25 protein-coding genes are annotated in these 22,342 nt (G+C 67.5%); 12 read left to right on the top strand and 13 right to left on the bottom strand.

Annotation, left to right across the window (positions count from 1 at the left end; genetic code table 11):
• Positions 1 to 48: 48 nt before the first annotated feature.
• Positions 49 to 834 (top strand): DeoR/GlpR family DNA-binding transcription regulator, encoded by a 786-nt coding sequence (locus tag LWC34_RS14695; protein WP_233725613.1) that lies wholly within the window; start codon positions 49 to 51, stop codon positions 832 to 834.
• Positions 834 to 1,634, top strand: coding sequence for an alpha/beta hydrolase (locus tag LWC34_RS14690; protein ID WP_233725612.1), 801 nt, complete (start codon positions 834 to 836; stop codon positions 1,632 to 1,634). Before LWC34_RS14695 ends, LWC34_RS14690 begins: the two co-directional genes overlap by 1 nt.
• Here LWC34_RS14690 and LWC34_RS14685 read toward each other — a convergent pair.
• On the bottom strand, positions 1,624 to 1,971 hold the full coding sequence (locus LWC34_RS14685; protein WP_233725611.1) for a VOC family protein: 348 nt from the start codon (positions 1,969 to 1,971) through the stop codon (positions 1,624 to 1,626). The two genes, LWC34_RS14690 and LWC34_RS14685, sit on opposite strands and share 11 nt — an antisense overlap.
• Positions 1,972 to 2,201: 230 nt before the next feature.
• Here LWC34_RS14685 and rox point away from each other — a divergent pair, with 230 nt between their 5' ends.
• On the top strand, positions 2,202 to 3,644 hold the full coding sequence (gene rox / locus LWC34_RS14680; protein WP_233725610.1) for a rifampin monooxygenase: 1,443 nt from the start codon (positions 2,202 to 2,204) through the stop codon (positions 3,642 to 3,644).
• Positions 3,645 to 3,734: 90 nt separating this feature from the next.
• On the opposite strand, the gene LWC34_RS14675 is transcribed toward rox, so the two are convergent.
• Genes LWC34_RS14675 through LWC34_RS14665 form a run of 3 tightly spaced genes read right to left on the bottom strand, consistent with a single transcriptional unit; the run spans position 3,735 to position 6,245 of the window.
• Positions 3,735 to 4,121 carry a VOC family protein gene (locus tag LWC34_RS14675; RefSeq protein ID WP_233725609.1) on the bottom strand — a complete coding sequence of 129 codons (387 nt, stop codon included), beginning with the start codon at positions 4,119 to 4,121 and terminating at the stop codon, positions 3,735 to 3,737.
• Positions 4,122 to 4,171: 50 nt separating this feature from the next.
• The gene (gene glmS / locus LWC34_RS14670; RefSeq protein ID WP_233725608.1) at positions 4,172 to 5,968 is read right to left on the bottom strand and encodes a glutamine--fructose-6-phosphate transaminase (isomerizing); all 1,797 of its coding nucleotides are present in this window, start codon (positions 5,966 to 5,968) and stop codon (positions 4,172 to 4,174) included.
• Between the two features lie 16 nt (positions 5,969 to 5,984).
• A complete protein-coding gene (locus tag LWC34_RS14665) occupies positions 5,985 to 6,245 on the bottom strand; it encodes a hypothetical protein (RefSeq protein WP_233725607.1) in 261 nt (86 codons plus the stop codon).
• A 150-nt stretch (positions 6,246 to 6,395) separates the two neighbouring features.
• On the opposite strand from LWC34_RS14665, the gene LWC34_RS14660 reads away from it, so the two are divergent.
• The 4 genes from LWC34_RS14660 (at position 6,396) to LWC34_RS14645 (ending at position 10,551) form a co-directional block, all read left to right on the top strand.
• Positions 6,396 to 7,151 (top strand): class I SAM-dependent methyltransferase, encoded by a 756-nt coding sequence (locus LWC34_RS14660; protein ID WP_233725606.1) that lies wholly within the window; start codon positions 6,396 to 6,398, stop codon positions 7,149 to 7,151.
• A complete protein-coding gene (locus LWC34_RS14655; RefSeq protein WP_233725605.1) occupies positions 7,148 to 9,037 on the top strand; it encodes a lyase family protein in 1,890 nt (629 codons plus the stop codon). Before LWC34_RS14660 ends, LWC34_RS14655 begins: the two co-directional genes overlap by 4 nt.
• A gap of 46 nt (positions 9,038 to 9,083) precedes the next feature.
• The gene (locus tag LWC34_RS14650) at positions 9,084 to 9,419 is read left to right on the top strand and encodes a sigma factor (RefSeq protein WP_233725604.1); all 336 of its coding nucleotides are present in this window, start codon (positions 9,084 to 9,086) and stop codon (positions 9,417 to 9,419) included.
• A gap of 103 nt (positions 9,420 to 9,522) precedes the next feature.
• Positions 9,523 to 10,551, top strand: coding sequence for a hypothetical protein (locus LWC34_RS14645; protein WP_233725603.1), 1,029 nt, complete (start codon positions 9,523 to 9,525; stop codon positions 10,549 to 10,551).
• Here LWC34_RS14645 and LWC34_RS14640 read toward each other — a convergent pair.
• Positions 10,509 to 11,498, bottom strand: a complete 990-nt coding sequence (locus LWC34_RS14640; protein ID WP_233725602.1) for a sodium:calcium antiporter — start codon at positions 11,496 to 11,498, stop codon at positions 10,509 to 10,511. The two genes, LWC34_RS14645 and LWC34_RS14640, sit on opposite strands and share 43 nt — an antisense overlap.
• Positions 11,499 to 11,782: 284 nt before the next feature.
• On the opposite strand from LWC34_RS14640, the gene LWC34_RS14635 reads away from it, so the two are divergent.
• The gene (locus tag LWC34_RS14635) at positions 11,783 to 12,148 is read left to right on the top strand and encodes an ArsR/SmtB family transcription factor (RefSeq protein WP_233725601.1); all 366 of its coding nucleotides are present in this window, start codon (positions 11,783 to 11,785) and stop codon (positions 12,146 to 12,148) included.
• A gap of 9 nt (positions 12,149 to 12,157) precedes the next feature.
• Here LWC34_RS14635 and LWC34_RS14630 read toward each other — a convergent pair whose 3' ends face one another.
• A complete protein-coding gene (locus tag LWC34_RS14630; RefSeq protein ID WP_233725600.1) occupies positions 12,158 to 13,582 on the bottom strand; it encodes a hypothetical protein in 1,425 nt (474 codons plus the stop codon).
• Positions 13,583 to 13,628: 46 nt separating this feature from the next.
• Positions 13,629 to 14,555 (bottom strand): LysR family transcriptional regulator, encoded by a 927-nt coding sequence (locus tag LWC34_RS14625; RefSeq protein ID WP_233725599.1) that lies wholly within the window; start codon positions 14,553 to 14,555, stop codon positions 13,629 to 13,631.
• Between the two features lie 238 nt (positions 14,556 to 14,793).
• Between LWC34_RS14625 and LWC34_RS14620 the strand changes: the two genes are divergently transcribed.
• Positions 14,794 to 15,216: a PPOX class F420-dependent oxidoreductase gene (locus LWC34_RS14620; protein WP_233725598.1), complete on the top strand. Its 423-nt coding sequence runs from the start codon at positions 14,794 to 14,796 to the stop codon at positions 15,214 to 15,216.
• Here the strand turns inward: LWC34_RS14620 and LWC34_RS14615 are convergent.
• Positions 15,202 to 15,660, bottom strand: a complete 459-nt coding sequence (locus LWC34_RS14615; protein ID WP_233725597.1) for an Lrp/AsnC family transcriptional regulator — start codon at positions 15,658 to 15,660, stop codon at positions 15,202 to 15,204. The genes LWC34_RS14620 and LWC34_RS14615 overlap by 15 nt on opposite strands.
• 100 nt (positions 15,661 to 15,760) lie before the next feature.
• Here LWC34_RS14615 and LWC34_RS14610 point away from each other — a divergent pair, with 100 nt between their 5' ends.
• Entirely contained in the window at positions 15,761 to 16,171 is a 411-nt protein-coding gene (locus tag LWC34_RS14610) for a rhodanese-like domain-containing protein (protein WP_233725596.1), read from the top strand.
• Here the strand turns inward: LWC34_RS14610 and LWC34_RS14605 are convergent.
• On the bottom strand, positions 16,155 to 17,030 hold the full coding sequence (locus LWC34_RS14605; protein ID WP_233725595.1) for an alpha/beta fold hydrolase: 876 nt from the start codon (positions 17,028 to 17,030) through the stop codon (positions 16,155 to 16,157). The genes LWC34_RS14610 and LWC34_RS14605 overlap by 17 nt on opposite strands.
• A 100-nt stretch (positions 17,031 to 17,130) precedes the next feature.
• Between LWC34_RS14605 and LWC34_RS14600 the strand changes: the two genes are divergently transcribed.
• Positions 17,131 to 17,904, top strand: a complete 774-nt coding sequence (locus tag LWC34_RS14600; protein WP_233725594.1) for an alpha/beta fold hydrolase — start codon at positions 17,131 to 17,133, stop codon at positions 17,902 to 17,904.
• Here the strand turns inward: LWC34_RS14600 and LWC34_RS14595 are convergent.
• Genes LWC34_RS14595 through LWC34_RS14580 form a run of 4 tightly spaced genes read right to left on the bottom strand, consistent with a single transcriptional unit; the run spans position 17,901 to position 21,525 of the window.
• Positions 17,901 to 18,821 carry a quinone oxidoreductase family protein gene (locus tag LWC34_RS14595; protein ID WP_233725593.1) on the bottom strand — a complete coding sequence of 307 codons (921 nt, stop codon included), beginning with the start codon at positions 18,819 to 18,821 and terminating at the stop codon, positions 17,901 to 17,903. The genes LWC34_RS14600 and LWC34_RS14595 overlap by 4 nt on opposite strands.
• A gap of 27 nt (positions 18,822 to 18,848) precedes the next feature.
• A complete protein-coding gene (locus LWC34_RS14590; RefSeq protein ID WP_233725592.1) occupies positions 18,849 to 20,294 on the bottom strand; it encodes an FAD-dependent oxidoreductase in 1,446 nt (481 codons plus the stop codon).
• A gap of 60 nt (positions 20,295 to 20,354) precedes the next feature.
• A complete protein-coding gene (locus LWC34_RS14585; RefSeq protein ID WP_233725591.1) occupies positions 20,355 to 21,056 on the bottom strand; it encodes a phosphotransferase in 702 nt (233 codons plus the stop codon).
• A gap of 4 nt (positions 21,057 to 21,060) precedes the next feature.
• Entirely contained in the window at positions 21,061 to 21,525 is a 465-nt protein-coding gene (locus LWC34_RS14580; RefSeq protein WP_233725590.1) for a DUF6194 family protein, read from the bottom strand.
• Positions 21,526 to 21,588: 63 nt separating this feature from the next.
• On the opposite strand from LWC34_RS14580, the gene LWC34_RS14575 reads away from it, so the two are divergent.
• Positions 21,589 to 22,317, top strand: coding sequence for a MerR family transcriptional regulator (locus LWC34_RS14575; RefSeq protein ID WP_233725589.1), 729 nt, complete (start codon positions 21,589 to 21,591; stop codon positions 22,315 to 22,317).
• Positions 22,318 to 22,342: the final 25 nt, after the last annotated feature.

Below are 22,342 nucleotides of genomic sequence, written 5' to 3'. Positions count from 1 at the left end.
TTACTGTGACGATCTGCACCGATTCACCGCGTGGAAGGGGAGACACCGATGGCGTCGCACGAGCGATGGAACGCCTTACTGGAAATCATCGCGCGCGACGGGCGCCTGGAAGTCGAGACCGCCGCCCACGAGCTGGACGTGTCCACCGCGACCATCCGCCGCGACCTCGACCGCCTGGCCCAGCAGCAAATGGTCACCCGCACCCGCGGCGGCGCGACGGCCAACAACGTCTCCTACGACCTGCCGCTGCGCTACAAAACCGCACGCCACGCCACCGAGAAAGACCGCATCGCGCGCGCCGCCTCCGCGCTGATCCGCCCCGGCGGCGTCGTCGGGCTCAACGGCGGCACCACCACCACCGAAGTCGCCCGCGCCCTGGCCACCCGCGCGGACCTGCTCGCGGCAGGCGGCGACGCGGCACTCACGGTCGTGACCAACGCCTTGAACATCGCCAACGAACTCACCGTGCGCCAGCACGTCAAGATCGTGGTCACCGGCGGCGTCGTGCGCCCCCAGTCCTACGAACTCACCGGCCCGCTGGGCACGCTGGTGCTCGAACAGCTCACCCTCGACCACCTGTTCCTCGGCGTCGACGCGATCAGCGCCACCGAGGGCGCGACCGCGTACAACGAAGGCGAAGCCAGCATCAACCAGCTGATGGTCGCCCGCGCCCGGCAAGTCATCGTGGTCGCCGACTCCTCCAAACTCGGCCGCCACGCCTTCGCCCGCATCTGCGAGATCCGCCAGGTCAACGTGCTGATCACCGACTCCGGCGCCGAACCAGCCGCGGTCGCCGCCTTCGCCGACGCTGGCGTCCAAGTCATCCGCGCCTGATGACCCTGCTGCGCGTGACGCTCGCGGTCCTTGGCGTGGTCGTGCTGCTGTTGGGCCTGATCTGGCTGTTTCAGCGCAAACTGATCTACCTGCCCGACAGCAGCCCGGTCCCGCGAGCAGGCGACGTCCTTCCCGGCGCGACCGACGTCGCCATGCGCACCAGTGACGGCCTCACCCTCGGCGCCTGGCTCGTCCCGCCCGCACAACCCGGCCCGCACGCCGTCGTGCTCGTCGCCCCAGGCAACGCCGGTAACCGCGCGGACCGCGCGCCCCTGGCGGCGGCATTGTCCGCGCGCGGCATGGCCGTGTTGTTGCTCGATTACCGCGGCTACGGCGGCAACCCCGGCAGCCCTAGCGAAGACGGTCTACGCCAGGACATCCGCGCCGCACACCGATTCCTCACCCAGGACCTGCAGGTCCCGCCCGGGCAGTTGATCTATTACGGCGAAAGCCTCGGCTCGGCCGTGGTCACCGACCTGGCCGCCGAGCACCCGCCCGCCGCGCTCGTGCTGCGCTCACCGTTCACCGAGCTGGCCGCCGCGGGCGGCGAGCATTACCCGTTTCTGCCCGTACGGCTGCTGCTGCGTGACCGATTCCCCGTCGCCGAGACCATCACGCGCGTGACCGCGCCGGTCACGGTCGTCCTCGGAACCCACGACACCGTCATCCCGCCCGAGCAGAGCCGCGAGGTCGCCCGCGCGGCCAACGCCACCCTCGTGGAGATCCCCGGCGCCGACCACAACGACCGCGTCCTGCTCGACGGTCCAGCACTCATCGACGCCATCCACGTCACCCGGTAGCCGCGAACACCGGTTGCGGCACCAGCACGACCCGCCACCCGTCCGGATCGGCGAACCCCAGCGCGCCGTTGGCGGACCAATACGGGTTCTCCAACCCCACCGGCGCATGCCCCGCCGCACCGAGCCGCTCGACCACTTCGGCCATCCCCGCCGCATCGCCGAAATACAGCACCAGCAGGTTCTCCTCGGTCGGCGCCGGTCCCGGACTACCGTCCACATGGGACGTGAACTCCAGGTGACAGCCCGCACCGGGCAACCCGAGACCCTCCGCATAGAACGCCACCACCTCGGCCAGCCTGTCCGTCGGCCGCGCGAACCGCACCTGCACGAATCCCATGTCGCGACGGTAAGACTTCAAGGACGCTTGAGATCAACACGTCCCGGAAAAGAAGTGGACGGCAAGATCCTCGGGCTTGTAGCTTGCCGTCGGCCATGACACCGCCCGAGGAGGTGAGACCCATGAACGCAGGATCGACGTGGGTGCTCCCCCTTCCCGTCACGGTCGGGCGACAGACGTAGGTGTCGCCAGGAGCGCCCCAACCAGGCACTCCGAAAGGCAACACCACAATGCAGTTCACCGATCGCTTCGACGTGATCATCGCCGGATGCGGGCCGACCGGCGCGACACTGGCCGCCGAACTACGGCTACACGACGTGCGGGTCCTGGTCCTGGACAAGGAAACCGAGCCCGTCTCATTCGCCCGCATCGTCGGCCTGCACATCCGCAGCCTCGAGTTGATGGCCATGCGCGGACTGCTGCAGCGCATCGCCGAACGCGGACGGCAGCGTCCAGCCAGCAGCTTCTTCGCCGGAATCACCACACCCGCGCCCAAAGACCTGGATTCCCCGTACGCCTATTTGCTGGGCATCCAGCAACCGGTGATCGACCGCCTGCTGGCAGAGCATGCCATCGAACTCGGCGCCCAGGTCCAGCGCGGATGCGCGGTGACCGGTTTCCAGCAGGACGACCAGGGCGTGACCGTCGAACTGGCCGACGGGCAGCGGCTGCGATCGCGCTACCTCGTCGGCTGCGACGGCGCGCGCAGCACAGTACGCAAACTGCTCGGCGTCGGCTTCCCCGGCGAACCCGCACGCACCGAAACCCTCATGGGCGAGATGAAAGTCGGCGTGCCGCAGGAGGACATCGCCGCCACAGTGGCCGACATCCGCACAACCAACCCGGTCTTCCACATGGGCCCCTTCGGCAACGGGGCCTATCGCGTCGTCGTCCCCGCCGCGGGAATCAGCGACGATCGCGCGGAACCACCCACCCTCGAAGACTTCAAGCAGCAGTTACGCGCCATCGCCGGAACCGACTTCGGCGTGCATTCCCCGCGCTGGCTGTCCCGCTTCGGCGACGCCACCCGGCAAGCCGAGCGCTACCGGGTCGGGCGGGTGCTGCTGGCAGGCGACGCGGCCCACATCCACCCGCCCGCCGGAGGTCAAGGCCTCAACCTGGGCGTGCAGGACGCGGTCAACCTCGGCTGGAAACTCGCGGGACAGATCCGCGGCTGGGCGCCGCAGACACTGCTGGACACCTACCAGAGCGAACGTCACCCGGTCGCCGCGGAGGTCCTGGACAACACCCGCGCCCAGGTCGCGGTCATGTCCAGCGAACCAGGCGCACAGGCCGTACGCAGGCTGCTGACCGACCTGATGGGCTTCGACGAGGTCAACCGCTACCTGCTGGAGAAAATCACCGCGATCGGCATCCGCTACGACCTCGGCGAAGGCCCCGACCTGCTCGGCAGCCGCATGCCCGACATCGACCTGAAACAAGGCCAGCTCTACGACCAGCTGCACCGGGGCCGCGGCCTGGTGCTCGACCGCACCGAACGGCTGAGTACCGAGGGCTGGTCGGACCGAGTCGACTACCTCGGAGATCCCACCGCGGCACTGGATGTTCCGGCGATCCTGCTCCGCCCAGACGGATACGTCGCCTGGATCGGTGACGACCAGCGGGACCTCAACGACCATCTCGCACGATGGTTCGGTAAGCCCGCCACCTGATCACCCATCCGGCACGTCGGCAGCGGCAACGCCGACCAGCCGACTCGTCCCGCTGGCATCGCTGAACACGGCCATGCCAGCGGGCATCTGTCACAGCGCCGCGAACAAGTCCACGCCGTTGCCGTCCGGATCATGCACAACCGCGTACCGCTGACCCCAGAACGCATCCCACGGCGCCAACTCACCGTGATACCCCGCATCCGCCAGCTGCGCGTACATCTTGTCCACCCCGGCCGCGTCCTCAGCCGCGAACGCCAGCGACATCCCGCCACTGCCGCGACGCTGCCACCCAGGGGCGAACGAGCGGATCGTCGCCTCGGTGTCCCACAACAACCGCATCCCGCCCGGCACATCCACCTCCACATGCGGCTGGGAATCCGCCTCAGCGGGAATCGCCAACCCCAGCAGCCGGTAGAACGCCAGGGAACGGCCCATGTCCGCGACCACGATCGAGATCGCATTCAGTCGAACAGTCATGGGCCGAACCCTAAAACCAACCCTGAAAACCAGTCTTGAACGAAACGGACCTATTCGACCGTGACGCTCTTGGCCAGGTTGCGCGGCTTGTCGATATCCCGGCCCAACGCCGACGCCACGTGATACGCCAGCATCTGCAACGGAATCGTCAGCAGAATCGGGTCGAGCTCCGGCTCGTTGCGCGGCACCCGCAACACCGCGTCCGCCAGACCGTCCGGCAGGTCCGCGTTGGTCACCACGATCACCGGACCACCACGCGCCTTGATCTGCTCGATCGTGCCGATGTTCTTGGCCAGCAACTCATCCTGCGGCACCACGACCACGCTCGGCATCTCCGCGTCGATCAACGCCAACGGGCCGTGCTTGAGCTCCGCGGCCTGGTAGGCCTCCGCGTGCACGTACGAGATTTCCTTGAGCTTCTGCGCGCCTTCGCGCGCCACCGGCCAACCACGCACCCGGCCGATGAAGAACATGTGCTTGGCGTGCGCGTACTTACGCGCGATCGCCGCCACCTCGTAGTCCGTCTCCAGAATCGAGGCGATCTGCTCCGGCAACTGCTGCATCGCCGTCACCAACCGCGTGCCATGGTGCGCCGAGAGGTCACGCACCCGGCCCAGCCACAACGCCAGCATCGCGAACGACACCGCCATGTTCGTGTACGCCTTGGTCGACGCGACCGACACCTCCGGCCCGGCATGCAGGAACACGCCACTGCCGCACTCGCGCGCCACCGCCGAGCCGACCACGTTCACCGCGCCGATCACGTTGCCGCCCTTGCGCTTGAGCTCCTGCACCGCCGCGAGGGTGTCCAGGGTCTCGCCGGACTGCGAGATCGCCACGTACAACGTGTCCGGGTCCACCACCGGGTTGCGGTACCGGAACTCGGAGGCCGGTTCGGCGTCCGCGGGGATACGCGCCAGCTCCTCCACCAGGTTCGCGCCGACCTGACCGGCGTAATACGCCGTGCCACAACCCAAGAACTTCACCCGACGCACCGCACGCAGATCCCGCGGGTCCAGCCGCAAACCACCCAGCCGCGCCGTGGCGAACCGCGTGTCCAACCGGCCACGCAGCGCCCGGCGCACCGCCTCGGGCTGCTCGGCCATCTCCTTACGCATGAAATCCGGGAACTCGCCCAGCTGGTAGTCCTCGTCAGCCAGATCCACCGTCTCCGCGCGGCCGCTGGTCTCGAAGTCCCCGGCGCGCACGGTCGCGATCTCGCCGTCCTCCAGGTACACCACCCGCTGGGTGTGGCGCACCAGCGCGGCCACGTCCGAGGCGATGAACATCTCGCCCTCGCCCACACCGAGCACGATCGGGCTGCCGTTACGGGCCACGACCAGCTCGTTCGGGCGCCGTGAGTCCAGCACGACCAGGCCGTAGGTGCCCTCCACGCCGCGCAACGCCGCCCGCACCGCCTCCTCGAGCGACTCGTGCTGCTCCGCCGCCGCGGCGATCAGGTGCGCCAGCGCCTCGGTGTCGGTCTCCGACACCAGCGGCACGCCCTGCGCGGTCAGCTTCGCGCGCAGCTCGTCGGAGTTCTCCACGATCCCGTTGTGCACCACGGCGAACCGGCTCGCGGTGTCGGTGTGCGGGTGGGCGTTGACGTCCGTGACCTCACCGTGCGTCGCCCACCGCGTGTGCGCGATGCCGACCACGCCCGGCGCCTTGCCCACCTGCTCCTTGAGCTCACGCACCCGCACCGCGGCCTTGTGCGTCTTGAGCCGGCCACGGTGCACCAACGCCAGACCCGCCGAGTCATACCCCCGGTACTCCAGCCGCTGCAAACCCTCCAGCAACACCGGAACCGCGTCCCGATGCCCCACATAGCCGACGATGCCGCACATGAATAGCGAGTCCCTTTCAGCCGTACACGATTCGCCGCAACTGACGCTCCGAGAGCTCTGGCGCCGCGACCCGCCGCTCACCCAGCTCAGCCGCGATCACCGGCCAGATGTCGGCGTTGCCGTAGTGCCGGCGCCGCAACTCCGCGTGCCTGCGGCGCACGAACTGCTCGGCTGTCTCGCCGAAGTAAGCGACCACATCCGCGACCAGCCGCGCCGCCGTCTCCGGAGCCAGCCCGGTCGAGGCGACCACGTGCCGCACCAGCTCCGTCTGCGTCATGGCGTCCGAGCCTGGCACCAAACCCACCCCCAACTCAACTTCCGTGCCCGAAATCGGGCACAGCTGTGAGGTTATCTATCTTTTCACGACCGAGTGAACTTCACCCTGCGTGCTGGATGTGGATCGAGCGGGTGAGGACCATCGAAGGGCATGGACAGGCAGACCGACCGTGACGTCAGCGATGTCAGCAACCTGCTCTACCGCCACCCCGAGCTCTACGAAGTCGTCTACGACGGCGCGGGCCACGCCGTAGCCAAACTCGCCGAGACCATCCTGCACGACCAACTCGGCCGCCGCGCCGAGAGCCTGCTGGACATCGGCTGCGGCACCGGGCGTGACCTGGAATACCTCGCCACCCACATCCCCGACGTGGTCGGCGTCGACCACCAGCAGGCCATGATCGACTACGCCCGCACCCGGCGTCCCGAGATCAACTTCCAGACCGGCGACATGCGCACCCTGCGGCTGGAGCGCGCCTTCGAGGCGATCACCTGCTTCGGCTACGCGCTGGCCAACATCCACGCCAACCGCGACATCGACAAAGCCATCGCCACCTTCGCCGCCCACAGCCAGCCCGGCACCGTGCTCATCCTGGAGATGATCGACCCGCAACGCACCGACAAACTCCCGCGCAGCTTCACCATCGACATCCCCGACCTGCGCGCCGAAGCGATCGCCGAATACCGCCACCACTACGCCCAGCAACTGCTGGAACGCCGCCGCACCTGGCGCCGCGCCCAAGGACTCGTGCACGACCACGTGAACTTCCGCCTGATCTACCCCAAAGAGCTCGAGCACTACCTGGACAACCACGGATTCGAAGTCCTCGGCGCCTACGAACTCAGCGAGAAACTCAACGCCGCCAGCGCGTTCGTCGCCGCCCGCTACCGGGGCGAGCAGTCATGACCACCCGGGTCGAACACGACTCCCTCGGCCCGGTCACCCTGCCCGCGCACGCCTACTACGGCGTGCAGACCGAACGCGCCCGCGGCAACTTCGACGTCTCCGGCCAGACCCTGGGCGGCCAAACCACGCTGCTGCACGCCATCGCCCAGGTCAAGAAAGCCGCCGCACTGGCCAATATGGACATCGGCGTGCTGCGCCCACCCGTCGCGCACGCCATCGCCCAGGCCGCCGAGGAGATCATCGACGGCACCCTCGGCCCTGAGCAGTTCCCGGTCGACGTGCTGTCCGCGGGCGGCGGCGTCTCGCCGAACATGAACGTCAACGAAGTCATCGCCAACCGCGCCAACGAACTGCTGTCCGGGCAGCGCGGCTACGAATTCGTTCACCCCAACAACCACGTCAACGCCGGACAGTCCACATCAGACGCCATGGCCACCGCGGTGAACATCGCCCTGCACCGCGACATCCTGCGGCTGCGTGACGCCGCCGAGCACCTCGCCGTCGTGCTCGAGGAGAAAGTCATCCAGCACCAGGACACCGTGAAACTGTCGCGGACGTGTTTGCAGGACGCGGTCCCGGTCACCTTCGGCCAAGCCTTCGGCGCCTACCTCGCCGTGGCCCGCCGAGGAGTGCTCCGGCTGACCGCCGCGGCTGAAGCCTGCCTGGACGTGCCCATGGGCGGCACAGTCGTGGGCACCGGCCTGGGCGTCGGCGCCGGATACATCGACGCCATCTACCCGCGTCTGCGCGAGGTCACGTCGCTGCCGTTGCGCCGGCACCCGGATTTCTTCGACGCCTTCCAGAACGGCGACGTCTTCCAGTACATCTCCACGATCTTCAAAGCCCTGGCCTGCGGGCTGATCAAAATAGCGAAAGACCTGCGGCTGCTGGCCAGCGGAAACCGCGCGGGCCTCGGCGAGATCCGGCTACCGGCCGTGCAGGCCGGGTCGTCCTTCATGCCCGGCAAGGTCAACCCCGTGATGGCCGAGTTGGTGGTGCAGGTCGGCCTGCAGGTCTGCGGCAACGACACGGTGGTCACGATGGCGGTGGAAGGCGCGGAGCTGGACTTCAACGCCTGGACGGCGGTGATCGTGAAAAACCTCTTCGAATCCATCCGGCTGCTGACCAACACGATGCCGCTGTTCGCCGACAAATGCCTGCGCGACATCGACATAGACACAGAACACAATCGCCGCACAGCCGAGCGTTCCCTCGGACTGTCCACAGTGGTTGGAGGCGTCTACGGCTACGACGCGGGAGCACGAGCCGCCCACCACGCCCGCGACCACAACACCACCATCAAAGACGCCGTCATCCAACTCGGCATCGCACCCCCAGCCACCGCCGAAAGGCTGCTGGACCCGGTCGTGCTCACCGACGCCGCCCGTAGCGCCACCCTGCTCGACGACATGGTCGCCGACCAGCAAGCCCGCACCGCGGCGCTGGTGCGCGGCCTGTCACCCGCCGCGCGCGCCGCAATCTTCGAAGCCACCAGCGCGGTGGCCCGTGCGGACAACCAGATCAACCACGCCGAACAGCACGCCCTGGACGTCGTAGCCGAAGCGCTACACCTGGACACGGTTCCCGACGGCCTGCCCGACCCAGCGGAACTCACCGTCGGCGAACGCGCCCTGACCTACGGGTGCGCCGCATGGCTCGCAGGCGCCGACTCAGTCACCGACGACGCCGAAACCACCCTGCTCACCGCGCTACGCGAAGCACTTGCCCTGGATGTGGACACCGCCGCGGCGATGCAGGCGAAAGTCGACGCCTTGCGCGCCCAGCGACGCCAGTACCTGCCCAGATCCGAACACCTGCCGTGGTGGGAGGAATTCGGGGAACTTCTGGCCCGGCTCGTGCAACCCGGCGAGCTTCAGCGCGCGTGACTACCGCAGTAACCCAGCACCGAGAAGCACGACCCCGGGGGGATTGATGACCGATCGGGACACCGCGTTCGCGGACTATTTCGCGGCGCGGTCGGATGCCATGCGTCGGACGGCATATCTGCTGTGCGGCGACTGGCACCGGGCCGAAGACCTTGTCCAGGTGACCTTCACCAAGTTGTACCTGGCATGGCGGCGTGTCACCCGGCATCAGGCGTTGAACGCCTACGCCCGCCAGACGCTCGTGCGGACGTTCCTGTCCGAACGGCGCCTTGGCTGGTTCCGCAAGGAAAACGTGTCCGACGAACCCGCCGAAGTCCCGTTCACCAAAACGGGCCCGGAGGACCGGCTGGTCCTGCTCACTCCGTCATTCCACCTGCATTAACCCGGTCAGGCCGGGTGGCCGAATTTCCGGCCACCCGGCCTGACCTGTCGTATCACGACGCGTTCCGGCAGCTCTGTGGTTCTGAAGCGGAAGGGAGCGCGACATGCCCGAAGCGATGAGCCTTGCCGAGTTCACCGCGGCCCTCACCCCACTGACCGCGGCACAGCGCGTCGCGATCGTGGACCGTGCCCTACTCCAATTCGGACACACCGACGCCGTGCACCGGTTGCGGTCGCTACGGTCCTTCGTGCGGCACATGACCGACGAACGCGCCTTCCACCGCGAAATGGCTGGCGTGCACCGCTCAATGGGCCAGACCTACCTGCTGCCCGAACCGTACGCGAGCCGCTTCGCCTACCTACCCTTCCGCCTGGAACGCACCGCCACCAGCGAATACCTCGTCACCCGGGTTGTGTCCGGATACACCGCCCTGCAGCCAGGAACACAGGTCACGCACTGGAACGGCACGCCCATCGCGTGGGCGGTCGCCCTCATCGGCGCCCAAGCCGCGTGTCCGGACGCCGCCGCCAGCCTCGCCCGTGGCCTGGACTGCCTGACTCTGCGGCCGTTGCTGACCTGGCTGCCGCCCGGCGACGACACCGTCGCCATGACCTGCCTAAGCCCGGACGGCGCCGTACGTTCGCTGCGCGTGCCGTGGCGTGTCGGCGAAATCCCCGCGCCCGCCACCGCGCGCCAGGACATCGACCACGACGCCGACGCGCGGCTACGCGCCCGCAAGCTGCTGTTTCGCCCGGACGTGGTCGCCGCGGAAGGCGGCCACACCGCCACCCGACTGGCCAAACCCGTCGCGCTGACCACCGGGGACATCCCCACCCACATGCCCGGTGTGCTGCGCGCGCGTGTCGTTGGCCGCGCTGGTCACCTGCGCATCTACACCTTCCACGTGCCCGACCCGATCGCGCTGCACACCGAGATCGACCGCCTGCTGGCCCTGCTGCCGCCCCTCACGGCGATCGACGTGCGCGGCGCGGGCGGAACCCTCAATACCGCGAACATCCTGATCGACGACCGTGCCGAGGAGGTGCTCACCCGTCGGGACCTGCTGGCGGCCAACGAGGACCTGCTAGCTCAGCTGAACACCGGCACCAACGCGACCGCGAACAGACCGTAGAACGCGCCCACGATCGAGAGCCTGCGCACGCTCAACCGGCCGGAGCGCAACGTGATCAGCAGATACACCACCGCCAGCATGGTCACCCCGCCCGCGATCAACAGCGGTGAATCCAGCCGCCACGGCGTGAACAGCAGACCGAACCCGCTCGGCACGGTCGCCTGGATCATCATCGACCCGGACACGTTCGCCAGCGCCAGCTTGGTCTTGCCCTGCCGTACCCAGATGACCGCGTTCATGATCTCCGGCAACTCGGTCGCGATCGGTGCCAGCAACAGCGCGGTCAACGTCGCGGGCAATCCCAGCATCGGCCCGACCGCGTCCAGTTGCAGCACGAACAACCGCGACGCCGCGAAGATCACCGCCAGCGCCCCGAGCGTCTGCGCCACGACCGCCCAGGTCGCCGGGGTGGCGCGGCGGCGCTGCAGTTTCAACGGCGCCAGCTCGTCCTCACCGCTATCGCTGTCCTGGCGGCGCATCTCCCGCACGCAATAGGCCGCGTACACCGCGAAGAACAGGAACCCCAGCCACGGTTTGATCGCGAACGCGACCACACCGAGCCCGACCTTGACCGCGAACACCGCGATGAACCACGTCTGATCCTTGGCGAGCTTGTCGACATCGCCCCAGTCCTGCGGCGCGCCACGGCGCCTGCTGGCCAGAAGACTCCACCCGATCACGCCGTACGCGACGGTCGCCAACGCCAACGGCCCGCCCATCGCCGCACCGACACCCAAATCGCGCTGCTCAGGCGTGTCACCGAACGCCACCGCCACGAACGTCACGACGCTTTCGGGCAACGCGGTACCGATCGCCGCGAGCACTGTGCCGACCGCGACCGTGCCGACTTTCAGGCGACGGCCGAGCCACTCGACGGCGTTGACGAACCACTCGCACGACAAGTAGATCGCGACCGCGCAGCCGATCAGCAAGGCGAAATGAATCACGAGAGTCCTCCCGCGTCGCGGGACGAACTCGTCGGGAGCGCACCGGCGACCTCGACCCACGGCGCGCATCAGAAATGCGTCCGGTGGGTCGAAGGTCTCGCCCGCCTTCTTTGCACGAGAAGGCCGCCGGGCCGGGCCCTTGCGAGCCAGTGTGTCGACCACGGCGTTGGGGGCTACTCCCCTTCGTTCGGTGACAACCCTGCCGTAAGCGAAGCTAATTGTCAATCAATTGCGCAAGCGTCAGACTGTGGCGCGGGCCGCATTCGGGAAGAATCCGAACAGCCATGAGCGAACCGACACCGAACGACTCGCCGACCCGCCCGCAGCTGCAATCGGCGGCGGCGACGTTTGCCCTGCTCTCCGCGCCTACCCGGCTGCACGTGGTGTGGCTGCTCGCCCGCCACGAGTACGACGTCGGCACACTGGCCGAACGCATCGGCACAACGGTCGCCGCGGTCAGTCAGCACTTGGCCAAGCTTCGACTGGCAGGCTTGGTCGCCGCGCGCCGCGACGGGCGCAGGCAGATCTACGCCGTGGAAGACCCGCACGTACTCACGTTGGTCGAGCAGATCTTCGAGCACATCGCGCCCGACGGATCGCTGGCGCCTGACCCGCCCACGCCGCGCCACCCCACCCGCCCAGCACCGTGACATCCCCCGTCACGAGGGATCCGGGATTCCCGCGACCCAGCCGATGCGCCGACGTTGATGCTGGTCGAGCGGGACGGTGGCGAGCAGGTCCATGATGCGTTGCCGCTGGGTGCCGGTCGGCTGGAAGTACATCGGCAGCTCGCGGTGACGACCCAAGGCGGCCAGCTCCGGGTCGCTGTCGTGCAGCAGCTCAAGATCGGCGATGACTGCGTCCCACCCACCGCGGTGCCGGTGGAGCCACCATGCCCGCCGACGACGCTCAGGGTCGTGTGCCGCCTTGAGCGGGGCGAGGTCCGCCACCGACCACAACCGCGGGCCGCCAACGAGGACCTCGCTCGCGAGCCGCGCCACGCGCGATTGATCATCCGCGACCAACCCGAGCAACAACGGGACGTCCTGCGCGGTGGCGCGGCCCCGAAGCAAGGACAGGCCGACTTTCCGCAACGGGAGCTCCGTGCTCTGGACGAGGCCGAGGATCTCCTCGCGTTCGATCGCGGTCTCGGTCTCTGCGAGCCCGATGTAGGCGCGAGCACGCACGATCGGCATGGCAGCGGAACGCGCAACCGCGGCATAGGCGCTGGCTGCGTCGTGCCCCATCTCCTGCCAGCGACGCCGGGCCCACAGTCGCACCAGCACTGACCGATCGATCAGCAGCCGCTGCACGTCGGCGACATCCAGCTCCGCGGCTGTCAGCTTGACCAGGCCGAGGGCGCGACTCTCGGCGGACCGGCCGCCAAGCAGCACTTTCGCGATGACATCCGCAGACGCCGAGTCGGCGATGACACGGATCAACTGCCGACGCACGACCTGATCCTTCTCCCTGGGCAACAACTCGATCGCGTCAGTCAGCTCAAGCAGTCCGGAGTCGATACTGCGTTGGAAGGCAACTCGCTGAAGATCGCGGTCCGCGGAGCGACGCAAGCGGCCCCACACCTGTGCCTCGCCGTACTCGCTGACCAGGGCGTCTAGATATAGCGCCAGGGCTATAGCCGCCCGGCTGCGCTGCTCGATCCGAAGCAGCACAGGCATCACGTGCTCAGCGTGGTCCAACGTCAAGCGTCGCAGCACCTCGCGCATTGCCTTCTCGCGGATCACTCCGACGTGATCGGTGACGCGAACCGCCAGTGCTCGATCGCTCACCACGTCCAGCGAGGTGGCCAACGACCCCACGGCAAGCTCACGCACGTACCCGTCCCGGTGCATGCTGGCCAACACCGCGACGACGGGAAACGGGCTGGCCACAACCGCTTGTGCCCACATCCGCGACGTTCCTTCGTAGCAGTCCTGACGTGCGTAATGGTCGACCCGCACCAACTCACGCGCAGTCAGCGAGGCAAGCCAGGACGCGGTCTGGTCCAAGACCGTCTCGTCACCGTCCAGAGCCGCGGCAGCGCTGTCCCTCAGTCGGTCACGGATCTGCGATGGGCTGAGCATTCGTCGATTCTGGCGACTTCACGGGCAACGGTCATCCGAAAAATGATCACCGAGCTGCCGGAGCCAGCTCACGCGCGACCTCCACGGCGATCTCGATCGCGCGGGCCGCGAGCGGCGACTGACCGCTGCGTCCCGGCGGCCAGTGCAGGTAGATCGCACGGGTGGGCGTGGGGTCGAGTTCGTGAACCCGCAGATCCGGCCAGCCTTCCGGGCCGTGAATCGAGCCGCAGTCACGGCATACGACGTGGTGGATCGCGAGCCAGGGCAAAACGGCGAGCCCCATCCCGGCACGCACCATCGACAAGATCGTGTCGTTGCCTGCTGAGCGGAACACGATGCGCGGCTGCGCGCCCGCGTCGGCGAGCGCCTGCTCCAGCCTGGGCTGATCAGAGGTCACCGGCCAGGCCACCATCGGCTTCCCGTCCAGCTCGCGCGCGGGCACCGGTCCGGCGGGCAGGTCTCCTGGATGCGCCACCACCCGGTAGGGGTCGTGCATCAGCAGGACGTGTTCGGTGTCGTCGCTGATCGGTCCGTCGTAGAACAACAGGTCGAGATCGCCGATCTGCGCGTCGTCCGGTTCGGCTTCCGAAAGCCTGATATCGCAGGTGGGATGCTCGTCCCGAAGGCGACGCAGCACGGTCGGCAGGATGACACTCGAGACGCTCTGCAAGGTGCCGACGTCGATGCGGCCATCGCCTGCCTTGAACCGATCAACCGCGTGGCCCAGCGCTTCGGCTTTGGACAGCAGCTGCCTGCCTTGTTCGAGCACCACGGCGCCGAGCGGAGTCAACCGGACCGGCTTCGGGCCACCGGGCCGGTCGAACAGTACGCCGCCGACCGTCTTCTCCAGCGCCGCGATGTGCTGGCTCACGCTCGACTGGGTGTAGCCCAGCCTGGCGGCCGCGCGGGAGAACGTGCCCTCCTCGGCGATCGCGATCATCGTCGTCAGGTGCCGCAGGTCAACGTCGGACATGCTCTATGTATAACGCGTCGCGATGGATTCGATCGTCAATGTTCGCTTTTCTTAATAGGCTGTGGTTTCTAGCGTCAATGCCATGACCATCACCGCGACACCCTTCGGGTGACCAGCTCTGGCCTGGTCTCTCGGGGGCATGCCACCTCGTTGCCCGAGCTGGCGCGTTCGTACAGCCGATGTTCGTGCTCTGTAAGCGGCAACAGCACTGAGAATCCATCCGAAAGGAAACACACCAATGACCACCATGACCGACACCGAGTGGCGTTCCTTCATCTCCGAGGGAACCCGGCTTGCCCACGTGGCCCTCACCCGCGCGGACGGGCGACCGCACGTCACCCCGGTCTGCTTCATCCTCGACGGCGATGAACTCGCCTTCGCCCTGTCGCCGGGGAGTGTCAAAGGCAAGAGCCTGGCGCGTGACGGGCGCATCGCGGTGTGCGTCAGCGACGAGCGGCAGCCCTACAGTTTCGTGTCCATCGACGGGCACGCACGAATTTCGGCAGAGCCGGACCAGATCAAACACGTCGCCGGGGGCATCGCCGAGCGCTACTACCCCGCCCACCCCGCGCAGGACTTCGCGGAATCGTTCGTGCGGGAAGGTTTCACCGCGGTGCGCATCAGCATCACCAGCGTCATCGCCCGATCAGGCCTCGGCTGACAGGCCGCTCGTCAGATCCCGGCGAGCCAGGGGGCTGGAGTACACGACGCTCGTGGTCACCGAGCCCAAGCCGCTGATCCGGCCGGTCGTCTGCTCCAAGTGCCGCATCGATCGCGCGATCACCTTGAGCACGAAGCAGTCGTCGCCGGTCACGTGATGCGCCTCGATGATCTCCGGCGTACTGGCCAGCAACTCGTGGAACGGCTTGTAGTTCCCGGTCGGATAACGCAGCCGCACCAACGCCAGGATCCCGAAACCCAACCGGTCCGCGTCGACCACCGCCGTATAGCCGCCGATGATCCCGGCCTGCTCCAGCCTGCGGACCCGCTCGGTCACCGCTGATGCCGACATCGACACCGCCCTGGCCAGTTCCGCATAGCTGGCCCGGCCGTCACGCTGGAGTTCCTCCAGGATCCGCCAATCCGTGGCGTCCAAGGTTTCCACGGCCACACAGCATAACCACCATAAAATCCCCGGCCACTGGAAGGAAACGCCGTGGATCGTCACTTCACCGGACAGTCTCGGCACAATAGCGTTTCCGGGCATGGACGCCCTCGCCTTCTTCACCGCCCGCCTGCAGTTCCAGACCGATGTCTCCGACGTCTACGCCGCGCAAGGCGAGTTCGTGCTCATCGACTCGCGCGGCCACGCGGGCTGGCACCAAGGCCACATCCCGGGCGCACTGCACCTGCCCACAGACGACATCGCCGAACGTGCGCCGACCAGCATCGACCTCGCCACACCGGTGGTCACCTACTGCTGGGGCCCTGGCTGCAACGGCGCTACCCGGGCCGCGCGCGAGTTCGCCAAACTCGGCTATCAGGTCAAGGAAATGCTCGGCGGCGTCGAGTACTGGATCCGCGAAGGCTTTCCCATCCAGACCGACGACGGCACGACCCGGCAACCCGCGGACCCACTCACGGCTCCACTGCACGCCATCACGTGCGACTGCTGACGCGCTGCGCGGTGCGGTCGATGCCGTCGACGAGTGTCGGCCACACCCCGCGCGGCAGGTCATGTCCCATACCGGGCACCAGGATCAGCTCGGCATCGGGGATCGCCCGCGCGGTCGCCTTCCCACCCGACACGTGCACCAACGGATCCGACTTGCCGTGGATCACCAGCGCCGGAATCCGCAGGCGCCGCAACCGGCTCGTGCGGTCGGCGGCCGCGTTGATCGCCTCCAACTGCCGCAATGTGCCCGCGCGGTTGATGCCCCGATCGAACGTGCGCGCGGCGCGAACGCGCATCCGGTCCTCGTCGAGGGTGAATCCGGGCGAGCCGATCACCCGGAACGTCGCCAGCGACGCCTCGATGTACCCGTCGCGTCCCGCCGGTGCCTTTCCCAACAGGTATGGCAGCACGCGCGGGTTGGGCCAGCCGACGAATTTGTTGCCGGTCGTCGACATCACCGACACCAGTGAACGGACCTTCGCCGGATGCCGGATCGCGAGCGTCTGCGCGATCATCCCGCCCAACGACACACCGGTGACATGCGCGGACTCGACCCCCAGATGATCAAGCAGTCCAGCCGCGTCATCGGCCATGTCGTTGAGCGAGTACGGCGGCGGCTGCCGCAGCAACGACCCGATCAGCGACGCGCGGCCAGTCATCGCCTGCGAACGGCCGCAGTCGCGGTTGTCGAAACGGATCACGTAGAAGCCACGATCAGCCAGCAGACCACACAGCTCGTCGTCCCACCAGATCATCGGCCCACTCAGGCCCATGACCATCAACAGCGGCTGCCCGATCGGGTCGCCGATCGTCTCGTAACAGATCCGCACGCCGTTGATGTCCGCGTTCTGCTCAGCCATTACCCGATTCTCGGGCACAAGTACGTGCTTCGGCGACCTTCTGCCGCGATCGGCCGCGCCGCCACGGGCAACGAGCGCTGGCTGGATAACGTAGACAGTTATGACCGAGGCGCTTTCCTACGACGTGCATGGCAGCGGTCCAGGCCTGGTTCTCATCCACGGCCCCGGCGGCTTCGCATCCACCACGTGGGGCTCGATGGTCGAGCAACTTGCCGCGTACAGCACCGTTGTACTGCCGGATCTGCCCGGTTCTGGTGACAGTACACGCGCCGGCGAGCCGTTGGAGGTGGCTACCCTCGCTGATCAGATCGTGGCCACCGCGCACGCGGCCGGTCTGAGCGAGTTCGTGATCGGCGGAGTGTCCACGGGCGCCGCGATCGCAATCGCCGTCGCCGCACGGTGGCCCGCGCGGGTACATGGCGTGATCAGCATCTGTGGCTACGCCTACCCTCGCGCGACCTTGCGGCTCAACCTGGAGATCTGGCGGGCAATGCTGGACAGCCAGGACGGCGTGACCCGCAGCAGGTTCTTGACCAGCCTGCTGTTCGCCGAGCCGTACCTCGCCGCGCTGCCACCGGACGCGGTCAACCAACTCGTCAAGCAACTCGCTGGCCTAGCCGCACCCGGCACGACCGAGCAAGTCGACTTCGCGCTCGCCGTCGACGTCCGGCCAGATCTGGCTGCCGTGCGCGCGCCCGCCTTGGTCGTGGTGCCTCCGGTCGACCGGTTCGTGGCTCCTGAGCATGCTGCCGAGATCGCGAACGGCATCACGGAGGCACGCCTGGTCGAAGTCCCCGGCGGGCACGCGTCCTTCTTCGAAGATCCCCAGCCGACATTGGACGCGATGATCACGTTCCTGCGTGAACTGCCCTAGCAGGTCAGAACAACCTTGCCGAGGTTGCGCCGCGATTCGATGATCTCGTGCGCTGCCGCGGCTTCGGCGAGCGGAAACTGGGCATGTACGTGGGCGCGCAGATCCCCATCGTGGTGCAGTTGCCACAGCTCGTCACGCCAACGCGCGTACAACTGCGGGTTGCCCCGCGCGATGGCGGCCATTTGGAAACCGATCACCGACGCGCTGCGCGTCAGCAACTCATAGGCCTCGATCGTGCCGCCACCCGAACTGAACGCGACCAGACGCCCGCCTGAGGCAAGCGCGCACACCGCAGACCCGAGCAGATCCCCGCCGACACCGTCGAGCACGACATCGACCGGGGCGCCCCACGAGTTGTCATAGAGCACGACATCGTCTGCGCCCACAGCACGCACGAAGTCCGCTTTCTCCGCACTGCTGACGGCTGCGACGACCCGCGCAGCGTCGTGCGCCTTGGCGTACTGCACCGCCAATGTACCGACCGCGCTCGCGGCGGCCGTGATGAGAAACGTGTCGTCCGGGCGCGGACGGCTCGCCTCGAACGCGCCGCGCGCGACCAGTCCACTGCGCACCAGCGCCACGGCGTCCACCGCGGACGCCCCGTCGGGCACGCGAGAGACCATCGCGTGGCCGACAACGGCGTATTCGGCGTAGGCGTGGGGAAAGCACAAGGCCGTGACGCGGTCACCGACGGCCAGATCAGTCACGCCGTCGCCTAAGGCGGCGACTGTTCCGGCCACCTCGCCACCCAGCGGACCGGGCTCGCCACCTGCACGCACCTTGCGTACGGCCGGAAGCGTCACTCCGATCGCCTCTGTGCGCACCAGCACCTCACCGGCACCGGGCTGTGGCACAGGAGCGTCCTCGACGAACAACACCTCGGGACCACCGTTGCTCGTATAGCGGACGCGACGCATCAACCAACCCTCCCGACAGACGACTGGCTACATGATCGTCTTCACGTAGTCCAGCACGGCATCGGGGTCATCACCGGCGGCGGTCAACCCGACATATCCGTCCGGCCGCACCAGAACCAACGTGTCGCCGTCGATGCCATAGGCCGCAACGTCCTCGGTCACCAGATAGGTGCACATTCGGTCGCTCAACTGCGCGAGGGCGTCCGCGCATCCCGCGCCGAACCCGAGCAGCGTGAACCCCGGGCCACGAAAGACATCGAACAGCCGCACCTGGCCGTCGGGCGTGGTCAACACCCCATCGGGCGCACGGTCCCCCGCCTGCAGCCGCTCACCCCGGTCGATCACGTCCCGCGACAGCGAACTCCACCGGTAATTCAGGCCCAACTGCCGCACGTCATCGGTCATTCCCGCATCGACCCCGGCGCTCCGGTCCTTCCCCGCGGCGGCCACAGCCGCGCTGGAGCGGGAACTCGTGCGCAGCGTCCACTCCGCGATGGGCAGCCGTTCCTCCTGGTAGGTGTCCAGCAGACGCTCCGAGGCGGACGCCAGTTTCCAGCCAAGGTTGTAGGCGTCCTGGATCCCGGTGTTCATGCCCAGCCCGCCCGCGATGGGATGCACGTGCGCGGCATCCCCGGCCAGAAACACCCGTCCGACACGCAACCGGTCAGCCACCCGGACATTGACCCGATACGTCGACAGCCAGGTCGGGTTGGACAGCCGAATCGGCATCCCGGTGCGCTGGTCCACAATCCGCTGGAACGTCTCCAGCGACGGCTCGGAGTCGTCGATCGGTGAGGCCTGGAACTGCCATGCGCTCGTGCCCGGCAGTGGGCAGATCAGCAGGATCTCGCCGTCACCGAGCCATTGGTGCCACGCGTCGCGCGGCAACCCCTCGACCTCCACGTCGCCGCACAGCATCACCTGCGTCGCGTTGGTGTCGCCCTCGAAACTGATGCCGAGGCTCTTGCGGATGCCGCTCTTGCCGCCATCGCAGCCCACCAGGTAGTCCACGTCGACATGTTCCGTGCGGCCGTCGGCCACGATTGTGGCGTTCACGCCCGTGTCGGTATGGGCGAACGAGGTCAGCTCGCTACGCAACTCCACCCGCACACCGAACTCGGCCAGTTTGGCGCGCAGGATCTGCTCGATGCGCCACTGCGGGATCAGCAGCGTGGTCAGATACGGCACGTCCGGACTGGGCTGCAGGTGGCCGTAGAGTGCGACGTCGCGCAGCACCTGATCGTGCTCGTAGTGCCGGAACACGACCTTCTGCGTGCCGGAGCGCAGGATCTCCTCGGCAACGCCGAGATCGTCGAACACTTCGAGGCTGCGTGGCTGCAGGCCTTTGCCGCGGGAGCTGTCCGGGAACCGAGGCGCCCGGTCGATGATGCGTACCGACAGGCCACGACGGGCCAGATCGCAAGCCAGCGTGAGACCGGTCGGGCCGGCACCGACCACGAGCACGGTGATCATGAGGCACCGTAACGCGAGACCGCCCGTGTTCGCTGGGCAACAAAGGCGGCCGATCGGGCACTACGTCGGTGCCAACTCGGCCTTGTGTGTGGCGACCCAGTCATAAGCGGCCCGCACGCAGCGGTCGACGCCAGCCTCACGCAGCCGCGCCATCGCCGGGTCCGTGGAAGCCGAGATGCCACGCCAGCAGCGGTCCTGCCACCACAGGATCGTGTCGATGACCTGGCTGCGGTCAGCCAAGCCGTAGGCGTCGCACATCATGCGCAGCAACCGCGCGGTCTGCGCGACATCCGCGACCCGCGGACCGAGATCCAGGTACTGCCAGCACATGTGCGCCACGTCCTGGATGCGGCCACCCGGCGCGGCGATATCCCAGTCCACAAAGGCCACCGGCAGCAACGGGTCACCGCGATACACGGTGTTCTTGGGCGACAAGTCGTTGTGGCACACCACTTCCTCGGCACCAGCCAAGGAAGTTCCGGCTGTCAGGTCATGGAACTGGCGGACAAGCCGAGCCACCTGCCGCAGGCTTTCGGGTGAACTGACTCGATCCGTCGGCGACTCCCACGCCACATAACCGTCCACATAGGTCAGGATCTCGCGACCATCCTCGTCAACACCCAGCAATTTCGGCGCACCGGGCCACGCGTCGAGGTGACGCAGCACGTCATGAACGAACCGGGACCCCGGGTTGCGCCGGACCGTGTCGCCGACCCGAACGACACGGTTGACGAACCCTCCCGGCAGCGGATGCTCAAGCATCCAGTCAGTCTGCCCGCCGCTCATACCGCGAACGAGCCAAGCCGTACGCCGCCGACAAAAGCTGACGCGTCGCACCATCCGCCCGCGGCCCCGGGTTGACCACAGCCAACCACCCAACCGTGCCGTACACCGGATGAGCGATCACCGTGTCGTCATCGCTAGGACCGGCCTCGACACCGACCAAGTCGCGAGGCGCGTGCCCGGTCCATTCGACGAACACATCCTTGCCCGCGAACATGTTCACCCGGAAAGCATCCGGGCGGTCGAGGCGTGATGTCTCGTCGCCGGGATAGTTCTTGGTCACCACGGTCGCGAACGGCTGGGTGTTGGTCGGGGTGACACCGTCGGGCGCGTAGTAGAAGAACGTGTCACCCCAGCTCACCTCGGGCGCGTCGTCGCCGGGACGCGGCGCCAGCGTCAGCACACCCTCAAGGCCTGCCACGAAGTCGATGATCTCTTGCCTGGTCATGTGCTCTAGCATCACCTTAAAGTCCATATGGAGACTTCACGGCCGGTATCAAGGGGATTCAGCGTGAAAAGTCTCAAAACGGCCGAGGTCGCACGACGCGCCGGGTACTCCGTGCAGCAGATCCGCAACCTCGAACAAGCCGGAGTCCTGCCGCCAGCGACCCGCACCGACACCGGATACCGCCACTACGTGGACATCCACGTCCATTCCGCCAACGCCTACCGTGCCCTGGCAGCAGGCGTCGGCCCAGTGGAAGCCAAGAAAATCCTCCAGGCCGTGCACCAGCGCCCGCTGGAACAAGCGCTGGCGATGCTCGACGCGGCCCACGCCCGCCTCGACGCCGAACGCCGCGAACTGCGCCTGGCCGAGCAGGCCGGGCAGGCGATCTCCAGCGAGCCGATCGAGGATGTCCGAGCCACCGACGCGATGAGCGTCTCCGAACTGGCCGCCGCACTAGGCGTGCGCGCCTCGACGCTCAGACACTGGGAAGCCGAAGAGCTGCTCACGCCCGACCGGGATCCCGCGCGGGGAACGCGCCGCTACACCCCATCGCACGTGCGCGACGCGAGGATCGTGCATCAACTACGCGCAGCCGGGTATCGCATCGAACCGCTACGAGCGCTCATGCCGGATCTGCGGCACGGCCGCCGCCTTGAGGAGATCACCGCCGCACTGGCCGCGAGACACGCCAGCATCATGACACGATCGAGGGCCCTGTTGGAAGGCGCCGCCGCCGTGCTTGCGACTGTCCGGGAATGCGAAATGGCAGGAAGTACCTCCTGCCATTTCTAACGTATAGCGCACTGGGGGTCTTGCC

This window comes from Kibdelosporangium philippinense (genome assembly GCF_021390435.2).
GTDB lineage: Bacteria > Actinomycetota > Actinomycetes > Mycobacteriales > Pseudonocardiaceae > Kibdelosporangium > Kibdelosporangium philippinense.
This window is presented reverse-complemented; position numbering and strand designations above follow the sequence as displayed.

What these genes read in the sequence shown, in the direction of transcription:
- LWC34_RS14695 (WP_233725613.1), top strand. Translation starts at nt 49, where the DNA reads ATGGCGTCGCACGAGCGATGGAACGCCTTACTGGAAATCATCGCGCGC.
- LWC34_RS14690 (WP_233725612.1), top strand. Translation starts at nt 834, where the DNA reads ATGACCCTGCTGCGCGTGACGCTCGCGGTCCTTGGCGTGGTCGTGCTG.
- LWC34_RS14685 (WP_233725611.1), bottom strand. Translation starts at nt 1,971, where the DNA reads ATGGGATTCGTGCAGGTGCGGTTCGCGCGGCCGACGGACAGGCTGGCC.
- rox (WP_233725610.1), top strand. Translation starts at nt 2,202, where the DNA reads ATGCAGTTCACCGATCGCTTCGACGTGATCATCGCCGGATGCGGGCCG.
- LWC34_RS14675 (WP_233725609.1), bottom strand. Translation starts at nt 4,121, where the DNA reads ATGACTGTTCGACTGAATGCGATCTCGATCGTGGTCGCGGACATGGGC.
- glmS (WP_233725608.1), bottom strand. Translation starts at nt 5,968, where the DNA reads ATGTGCGGCATCGTCGGCTATGTGGGGCATCGGGACGCGGTTCCGGTG.
- LWC34_RS14665 (WP_233725607.1), bottom strand. Translation starts at nt 6,245, where the DNA reads ATGACGCAGACGGAGCTGGTGCGGCACGTGGTCGCCTCGACCGGGCTG.
- LWC34_RS14660 (WP_233725606.1), top strand. Translation starts at nt 6,396, where the DNA reads ATGGACAGGCAGACCGACCGTGACGTCAGCGATGTCAGCAACCTGCTC.
- LWC34_RS14655 (WP_233725605.1), top strand. Translation starts at nt 7,148, where the DNA reads ATGACCACCCGGGTCGAACACGACTCCCTCGGCCCGGTCACCCTGCCC.
- LWC34_RS14650 (WP_233725604.1), top strand. Translation starts at nt 9,084, where the DNA reads ATGACCGATCGGGACACCGCGTTCGCGGACTATTTCGCGGCGCGGTCG.
- LWC34_RS14645 (WP_233725603.1), top strand. Translation starts at nt 9,523, where the DNA reads ATGCCCGAAGCGATGAGCCTTGCCGAGTTCACCGCGGCCCTCACCCCA.
- LWC34_RS14635 (WP_233725601.1), top strand. Translation starts at nt 11,783, where the DNA reads ATGAGCGAACCGACACCGAACGACTCGCCGACCCGCCCGCAGCTGCAA.
- LWC34_RS14630 (WP_233725600.1), bottom strand. Translation starts at nt 13,582, where the DNA reads ATGCTCAGCCCATCGCAGATCCGTGACCGACTGAGGGACAGCGCTGCC.
- LWC34_RS14625 (WP_233725599.1), bottom strand. Translation starts at nt 14,555, where the DNA reads ATGTCCGACGTTGACCTGCGGCACCTGACGACGATGATCGCGATCGCC.
- LWC34_RS14620 (WP_233725598.1), top strand. Translation starts at nt 14,794, where the DNA reads ATGACCACCATGACCGACACCGAGTGGCGTTCCTTCATCTCCGAGGGA.
- LWC34_RS14610 (WP_233725596.1), top strand. Translation starts at nt 15,761, where the DNA reads ATGGACGCCCTCGCCTTCTTCACCGCCCGCCTGCAGTTCCAGACCGAT.
- LWC34_RS14605 (WP_233725595.1), bottom strand. Translation starts at nt 17,030, where the DNA reads ATGGCTGAGCAGAACGCGGACATCAACGGCGTGCGGATCTGTTACGAG.
- LWC34_RS14600 (WP_233725594.1), top strand. Translation starts at nt 17,131, where the DNA reads ATGACCGAGGCGCTTTCCTACGACGTGCATGGCAGCGGTCCAGGCCTG.
- LWC34_RS14595 (WP_233725593.1), bottom strand. Translation starts at nt 18,821, where the DNA reads ATGCGTCGCGTCCGCTATACGAGCAACGGTGGTCCCGAGGTGTTGTTC.
- LWC34_RS14590 (WP_233725592.1), bottom strand. Translation starts at nt 20,294, where the DNA reads ATGATCACCGTGCTCGTGGTCGGTGCCGGCCCGACCGGTCTCACGCTG.
- LWC34_RS14585 (WP_233725591.1), bottom strand. Translation starts at nt 21,056, where the DNA reads ATGCTTGAGCATCCGCTGCCGGGAGGGTTCGTCAACCGTGTCGTTCGG.
- LWC34_RS14580 (WP_233725590.1), bottom strand. Translation starts at nt 21,525, where the DNA reads ATGACCAGGCAAGAGATCATCGACTTCGTGGCAGGCCTTGAGGGTGTG.